At 72.4% G+C, this 743-nt stretch carries 2 protein-coding genes; both read right to left on the bottom strand.

Features of this window, described 5'->3' with window-relative positions:
* A partial coding sequence (locus DEIPI_RS0103430; protein ID WP_027480862.1) for an ATP-binding cassette domain-containing protein occupies positions 1–393 on the bottom strand: 393 nt, incomplete at its 3' end.
* A partial coding sequence (locus DEIPI_RS28160) for an ABC transporter ATP-binding protein (RefSeq protein ID WP_169737009.1) occupies positions 386–743 on the bottom strand: 358 nt, incomplete at its 5' end. The genes DEIPI_RS0103430 and DEIPI_RS28160, both read right to left, overlap by 8 nt.

Below are 743 nucleotides of genomic sequence, written 5' to 3'. Positions count from 1 at the left end.
CTCGTGCCGCTTGTCGCGCAGGATGGGGAAGAGCGCGTACGTGTCCTCCAGGCCGCCCGTGACGGCGCGGCGGTCGCGCCGCAGCGTGTACGCCCCGAGGATGAGGTTCTTCTCCACGCTGAGCTCCGGGAAGAGCAGACGGCCCTCCGGGCACTGCGCGACGCCGCGCCGGATGACCTCCTGCGGGGCGCGGCCCGTGAGGTCGTGCCCCTCGAAGCGCACGCTGCCGCTCGCGGGACGCTCCAGCCCGCTGATCGCGCGGAACAGGGTGCTCTTGCCCGCGCCGTTCGCGCCGAGCAGCACCACCACCTCGCCCGGCGCGACGTCGAGGTCCACGTTCCGCAGCGCGTCGAAGGCGCCGTAGCGCACGCCCAGCCCGCGCACCTCAAGCATGCGCGGCGCTCCCCTCGCTGCGGCCCAGGTAGGCCTCCACGACGGCGTCGTCGCGGGCGATCTCGGCGGGCGTGCCCTCCGCGATCTTGCGGCCGTGGTGCAGCACCATGATGTGGTCGCTGAGGTTCATGATCATCGACATCTTGTGCTCGATGAGGCAGACCGTCACACCGTGATCCACGACGCGGCGGATCAGGGTGGTGAGGCCCGACGTCTCCTCCGGGTTGATCCCGGCGGCGGGCTCGTCGAGCAGCAGCAGTTTCGGGTCCGTGGCGAGCGCGAGCGCGATGCTCACGCGTTTCTGCGTCTCCTGCGGGAGCGCCGCGACGGGCCGGGGATCGCGGGCGGGC

Origin of the sequence: Deinococcus pimensis DSM 21231 (genome assembly GCF_000519345.1) — a bacterium.
GTDB classification, from domain to species: Bacteria; Deinococcota; Deinococci; order Deinococcales; family Deinococcaceae; genus Deinococcus_A; species Deinococcus_A pimensis.
Note: the sequence above shows the minus strand (reverse complement) of the source record. Positions and strands in the feature narration are given on the sequence as shown.